Source organism: uncultured Odoribacter sp. (assembly GCF_937966165.1).
In the GTDB taxonomy this organism is placed as follows: Bacteria; Bacteroidota; Bacteroidia; order Bacteroidales; family Marinifilaceae; genus Culturomica.
In genome coordinates, this window is sequence record NZ_CALCLB010000006.1 from 200492 (window position 1) to 207172 (window position 6681).

The window sequence follows — 6681 nt, forward strand, 5'->3', positions numbered from 1 at the left end:
CTCTCCTAAGGAATGGTTAAAAAGTAGTATTTATACCCAAGTCCGGTATAACAAAATACTTTAATTTTGCATATTGAATGAAATATGCTTTAAAGTGAAAACATTGGAAATGACCGATTATGTCTTGGAATCCCGTTGTTGTGGGAAGAAGTTTAGAGATGGGGACTGGGAATTAGACTGCCCGAATAAAGACGGTGCTGCTTTGATTTTTGCACAGTATGCCAAGAAACAATTAGAAGTAAAAGAGTATTTGCCTGGTCTTTATAAGTTTTCAGATTGGTTGCCTATTTGCCGGACTTTAGAAGGTTCCGGTGCTCCTGTTACCTATAAGAGTGTCGGGTTGGCAAAGGAATTGGGATTGTCTAATCTTTATATCACTTTTAATGGATATTGGCCTGAAAAAGGGGCTTTTATGATGACGGGAGCTTTTAAGGAATGTGAAGCTTATGCCGTTTGTGCCCGTATCAATCAGAATAGTAACAAAGTAATGGTGGTAGCATCGGCCGGGAATACTGCCCGGGCTTTTGCCAGGGTATGTTCGGAAAATAATATTCCGCTTTTATTATGTATCCCCGCAGATTGTATGGATGCGATGTGGGCGGCCCGTCCTCTGAATCCTTGTGTAAAAGTAATCGCCACTGAAAGCGGGAGTGATTACTTCGACGCCATACATCTTTCCAATATTGTTTGTCAGATGGAACAATTTTATCCGGAAGGAGGAGCAAAGAATGTAGCTCGCCGGGATGGCATGGGTACTACGGTCTTATCAGCCGTGACAACCATTGGCCGGATTCCGGATTATTATTTTCAGGCCGTAGGAAGTGGCACAGGTGCTATTGCTGCCTGGGAAGCCAATAAACGTTTCATTGTAGACGGACGTTACGGGAAAAATTTGATGAAGTTGATGGTATCTCAGAATATCCCTTTTACGCCTATATACGATGCCTGGAAAAGAGGGTCACGGAATTTGTTACCGGTAGCAGATGAAGTATCCCGTCAACAAGTGGGAGAAATTTGTGCAAAAGTTCTTTCCAACCGGAAACCTCCCTATGCAGTGAAAGGCGGATTGTTCGATGCCTTGACGGAAACGGGCGGAGACGTTCTGGTGGCGACAAATAATGAGACGTTGTCTGCTATGGAATTATTTTGGCGTCTGGAAGGATGTGATATTGAACCTGCTGCTGGTGTGGCAATCGCTTCTTTGATAAAAGCTGTACAAGAGGGGAAAGTTGCAAAGGAGGCTGTAATTATGCTGAATATTACAGGAGGAGGAATTGACCGTTTTAAAAAGGAACACAAATTAGTATACAAACAAGCGGATTATATTTTCCGTTTGGATGCTGAACCTGATTTTGTAAAAGAAACTGTTTCCGGATTATTTGCCTGATCCGGAAAGAGGGGAAGGGGCTCGGGAATCCTGTTTTTAGCGTAATAGCTTATTGTTTATTTTATTCTGCAAACGGTATCCCGGGATAATTCTGTTTATCGGGGAGTAGGTTCAGGAGGTTGCCGTATTCTGAAATTTATTGCCGCATTCCTCAAAAGAACAGGATTTTCGGAGGATTCCTTCTTTTTTTGTTACCCGATATGTTATATCTTTGCCTTTTAAGAGGAAAACCTCCTTCACTGTAAGCCGGAAGTTTTCTGTTTGGGAAAGAGAACTTTTTTTCCGCAAAACAAAATTTTCCTGACTGATTGTAAAAGTTTTAATTTTCCGAGAAATGCAGAAATACAAAATCAGACTAAAAAAATACGGCTCTCTGGATTTTTATTATGCTGTCATACGAAAAGATTGGAAGAAATCGACCATTTTAGGGGATATCTTTTTAAAAATTTTGGCTGTATTGGTGATATCGTTACACCGGTTTGTGAAAGACTCCTGTATTATCTCGGCCTCGGCTCTTACGTTTTACTCGGTTTTATCGTTTGTACCTATAGTGGCTTTGGCATTGGGAATTGCTAAGGGATTTGGAGTTTATACTTTATTGGAAGACCAGTTGCATCAGCAAACTTTGACAAATCCGGAGATTGTGGATTTTGTCCTTCAGTTTGCTAATCAAGCTTTAGAAAATACGCAGGGCGGATTGATCACCGGAATCGGCATCGTCTTTTTATTGTGGGCTGTAATAAGAGTACTGGGGAATACTGAACTGGCAATGAATCAGATATGGGGAGTGGTAAAAGGAAGGAGTGTTACTAAAAAATTTACCGACTATCTCTCGATTATGTTTATTGCTCCTATTTTCATCATACTGATCAGTAGTATAAACGTTTTTCTTACATCCAATCTTCAGACGATTGCCATGGAGGACGGATTTTTGAGCTATGCCAGTTCCCTGATCATTACTTTGCTGAATTTTTTGCCATTTATCCTGGTGTGGATGTTGTTTATATTTCTTTATATGTTTATGCCGACCACCCGGGTTCAGTTTAAATATGCTTTAGTTGCAGGGATTGTGGCTGGTTCTGTTTATCAGATTGTACAGTGGTTTTATATCCGTTTTCAAATCGGGGTCAGTTCTTATAATGCAATATACGGGAGCCTGGCTGCATTACCCTTATTATTGGTGTGGTTACAGTTGAGCTGGAGTATCGTATTGTGGGGAACGGAATTATGTTATATTATAAAGAACCGGCATTTTATGTTCCGGGATGTCATGGATAAAGAAAGCCGGTGGATAGATAATGTAGAAATTTCTTTACGGATACTTACCTATATTTCCAGAATATATATACAAAACCATAACATCCCGACCTTGGGAATGATTTGTGATGAACTGTGTATGAGTACGAGTAAATTGCAAGTTGTATTGCAACAATTGATCGATAAAGGGATATTGGCGGAAACGGGAAAAGACGACGATCATACGTATTTGCCGGCAATCGACCTGTATCAGCTTTCTTGGGCGGAAGTCATTATCCGTTTGTCCAATGTCGGAAAGGGGGGGGAGGATGAATGGGAGAAACGGTTTGTAAAGGCTATTTATCAGGAATTTGGGGATGAAAAATTCGCTTGATTTTAATGTTGCGGAAGACTTATCCTGCTCTTTTGATTTTGCATTTACAAATAGTTTTAGTATATTGTGCTCAAATTTAAAAAATATGCGGAAAAAAATAGAGTTGGAATATATTTTTTCATCATCTGTAAAAGTACTTTTTTCACGCTTGAGCACCGCTGCCGGTTTATCTGAATGGTTTGCAGATGACGTAATACAAAAAGAGGGAAAATTTATCTTTATTTGGAATGGGACAGAGCATCCGGCTGTGTTGGTTGATAAAAAAAACAATGTGTTTGTTCGTTTCCGTTGGGAAGATAGTGACGATCCGAAAGAATATTTTCAATTCAGTATTCAGGTTCATCCTTTGACAGAAGATGTCGCCTTGTTAATTACTGATTTTACAGATCCGGAAGATGAAGCGGATACGATTGGATTGTGGGATAAACAAATGGATATTTTGCATCGTAATTTGGGAGCTTAAAGAAAGAAGTATCTGAATTGTTTTTATAAATAATGGATAGAAACGTCCGAAACCCAACTTTCTCATTTTCAAATTCCCTAATTTTTTCTACATTTGTGGCTGCTTAATACGAAGGTTTGCAGATGAAGAGATTACATGTGTTTATGCTGAAAAGTTTTAGTGGCCCTTTTGTGGCGACTTTCTTTATCAGTATGTTTGTACTATTGATGCAGATGCTATGGCGTTACATTGATGAATTGGTAGGAAAAGGGTTGGATTTTTCCGTTATAGCAGAATTATTGTTTTATTTCTCTGTTTCTTTGATCCCTATGGCATTGCCTTTAGCCGTACTGCTTTCTTCAATTATGACTTTCGGTACTTTAGGGGAAAACTACGAGTTGATAGCACTGAAGGCAGCCGGTATTTCTCTTTACCGGATCATGTATCCCCTGATTGTATTTATCGTATTCCTCACCATTTTTGCTTTTTTCTTTTCGAACAATATATTACCGGTTGCGAATCTGAAAGCGGGTAGCCTTTTGTATGATATAAAAAGACATAAGCCGGAATTGTCTTTCAAAGAAGGAGTTTTTACAAACGACCTGGAAGGATATAGTATAAAAATTGATAAGATCAACAAGGAAACCGGAATGATGTATAATATGTTGATATATAATCATAAAACTGTACCCGGAAATTACGAAGTAACCCGGGCCGATTCCGGTATTATGGTCAGTAATCCACACGATAATGTCATGGAACTGGTGCTTTTTCACGGGCGTACTTATACGGATGAAGGAATGAAAGCTACCAACCGGAGAACTTTCCCTTTCAGGAGACTGAAATTTGATAAACAGAGTTTGTTAATCGATTTACCGGGTAATGAATTGAAAAGGACGGATGAAGATATGTTTCGTTCTGCTATTATGTTGAATTTGAATCAGTTAAAATATACGATAGATTCCTTACAAAAAATTGTAGACGACCGGAAGAATATGGATGCTACCCGTATATTGAGTACCGGTTTCGAAAAAAGTAAAGCTTCCAGTGTAAAAAAAGATAGCATTTTGCGGTTGGAGACCCGGAATTGGGTAGTTGACGTGGACAGTTTATTTACTAGTTTTGATCCGGAAGAACAGCAGAGAGCCGTGGCAAGTGGTTTGGAATATGCCCGGAATGTGAAAGCTGCCACTCAGAACAGTATGAGTTATACTTTGAAGCAAGAGGAGCAGATCCGGAAAAATCAGATTGAATGGCATAAGAAGTTTACGCTTTCTTTTGCCTGTTTTATTTTCTTTTTTATTGGGGCGCCTTTAGGAGGTATTATCCGTAAGGGAGGTTTAGGGATGCCGGTTGTAGTGTCCGTATTACTGTTTATTATCTATTATGTCATCTCTATGATAGGAGAAAGATCTGCCCGGGAAGCAGTTATAAGCGTATGGTTCGGGGCCTGGATGTCATCGATTATACTTTTACCTTTAGGAGTATTACTGACTTATAAATCCGTGACGGATTCCGAAGTGCTGAACGGAGAAGCATATTCTAATTTCATTAAAAAGATTACGGGCTTTTTTAAACGGAAAAGAAATGTCTGAGCATAAGTTGAGAATCGTATATATGGGTACTCCGGAATTTGCCGTATTGCCGTTAAAGAAGATAATCGAAGCCGGTTTTAATGTGGTGGGAGTCGTTACAAATCCCGATAAACCTGCCGGGAGAGGACAGAAATTGCAGGAATCTGCTGTAAAGAAATATGCAAAGGATGCCGGTTTAAAGATTTTGCAGCCGGAGAAATTCCGGGAAGAACATTTTTTGCAGGAATTGCAGGCATTACAGGCTGATTTGCAGTTAGTCGTTGCTTTCAAAATGTTGCCTGAAGTCGTATGGAATATGCCTCCTTTGGGAACGGTGAACTTGCATGCTTCTCTTTTACCGGATTACCGGGGGGCTGCTCCGATCAACCGGGTCTTGATGAATGGGGAGCGGGTTACGGGGGTGACTACGTTTTTATTGAAGCATGAAGTAGATACCGGTAATGTCATATTTCAGCAAAAAGTAGAGATTGGAGCTGACATGACAGCAGGGGAACTGTACGACATTTTGATGGGGACAGGTGCAGATTTGCTTTTGAAAACAGTAGAGGCAATCGAAAATAATACTTATCCTTTGCTAGACCAGAAGCAATTATTAAAAGGGCGGGAGGCTATTTTAGCCCCCAAGATTTTCAAAGAAGATATGAAGATCGATTGGGGTGCTGACGTCGGACAGGTCTATGATCATATCCGTGGTTTATCTCCTTTCCCTTCGGCCTGGACTGAGCTTCAGCATAAGGAAACGGGAGAAGTCGTAGCTATGAAAGTGATATCAGCTCAAAAGATTGTTGGAGAGCCGGGGGATGTCCCGGGAGAAATCAGGACGGATGGTAAAAAGAAGTGGGAAGTATGTGTGCCCAATGGCCGGATCCGTTTAGAAGAAATTCAGCTTTCAGGAAAGAAAAGGATGAAGACTGAAGAATTTTTGCGTGGCTTCCGGGTCAGTGAGTATAGAATCAGTATGTAGTACAAAAGAATGCAGAATAAAATTAGTATTCGGTATTTTTCGTTTTCTGTAGTTCTTCTTTTCTTTTCCGCAGGATAGTACGGATTCTTTTTCTGTATATGTACCCCATTAAAAGAGGATAAAATAAAGCAAAATAGAAATAATAGTTAGTGGTAAGAGGAGTGTGAAAACCGTAGAGGATAAGATAGACTAAAGCAAATCCCCACATACTGAAAATAACTCCCCAAAAGAAGCGTAGGTTTTTTTTATTCCATTGACGCAGGAGCCGTTCTTCATTTGTATGTTTCCACGTCCGAATTCTCTCTGTTTCTGATAAATGGTTTTTCATAATCATTGAAATGTATTTCTCAAATTTAAGCATAATTGGACAATGAAAAAAGAAGATAATGTATTTATTTCATTTTATGATTCTTCTCCTGTCTTTCCCTTGGTTTACCGATACAATAATGTCTCATCCTTTTTATTTTACATGATTTCGTTAATCAGTTTATGAGGCGACTTGTGCTTTTGTATAGTAACAGTTAAGGTCATCTTTTTTGTGGTTTACAAAAGATTTTATTAAAATCTTTTTTATTAATGCTTGTAACAGAGCAAATTAAGTTAGTTAAAAAATTTTGTTATAAAAATATGGTTTAAAATTTGGAAAAGGGTATGAAATTGTTT

6 protein-coding genes are annotated in these 6681 nt (G+C 39.1%); 5 read left to right on the plus strand and 1 reads right to left on the minus strand.

The genetic code is table 11. The annotated features are described in order from the left end of the window. Positions 1 to 109 precede the first annotated feature (109 nt). From Q0465_RS02945 to fmt, 5 genes are all read left to right on the plus strand, one after another. Positions 110 to 1387 carry a cysteate synthase gene (locus Q0465_RS02945; protein ID WP_298612610.1) on the plus strand — a complete coding sequence of 426 codons (1278 nt, stop codon included), beginning with the start codon at positions 110 to 112 and terminating at the stop codon, positions 1385 to 1387. Between the two features lie 334 nt (positions 1388 to 1721). After that, positions 1722 to 3017: a YihY/virulence factor BrkB family protein gene (locus Q0465_RS02950; protein ID WP_298612579.1), complete on the plus strand. Its 1296-nt coding sequence runs from the start codon at positions 1722 to 1724 to the stop codon at positions 3015 to 3017. Between the two features lie 85 nt (positions 3018 to 3102). Continuing rightward, positions 3103 to 3480 (plus strand): START-like domain-containing protein, encoded by a 378-nt coding sequence (locus Q0465_RS02955; protein ID WP_298612582.1) that lies wholly within the window; start codon positions 3103 to 3105, stop codon positions 3478 to 3480. A gap of 122 nt (positions 3481 to 3602) precedes the next feature. Beyond that, entirely contained in the window at positions 3603 to 5054 is a 1452-nt protein-coding gene (locus tag Q0465_RS02960; protein ID WP_298612585.1) for an LptF/LptG family permease, read from the plus strand. Continuing rightward, positions 5047 to 6018: a methionyl-tRNA formyltransferase gene (fmt, locus tag Q0465_RS02965; RefSeq protein ID WP_298612588.1), complete on the plus strand. Its 972-nt coding sequence runs from the start codon at positions 5047 to 5049 to the stop codon at positions 6016 to 6018. The genes Q0465_RS02960 and fmt overlap by 8 nt, the downstream gene beginning before the upstream one ends. Before the next feature lie 22 nt (positions 6019 to 6040). Here fmt and Q0465_RS02970 read toward each other — a convergent pair whose 3' ends face one another. Beyond that, complete coding sequence (locus Q0465_RS02970) at positions 6041 to 6346, minus strand: hypothetical protein (protein ID WP_298612590.1); 306 nt, start codon at positions 6344 to 6346, stop codon at positions 6041 to 6043. Positions 6347 to 6681: the final 335 nt, after the last annotated feature.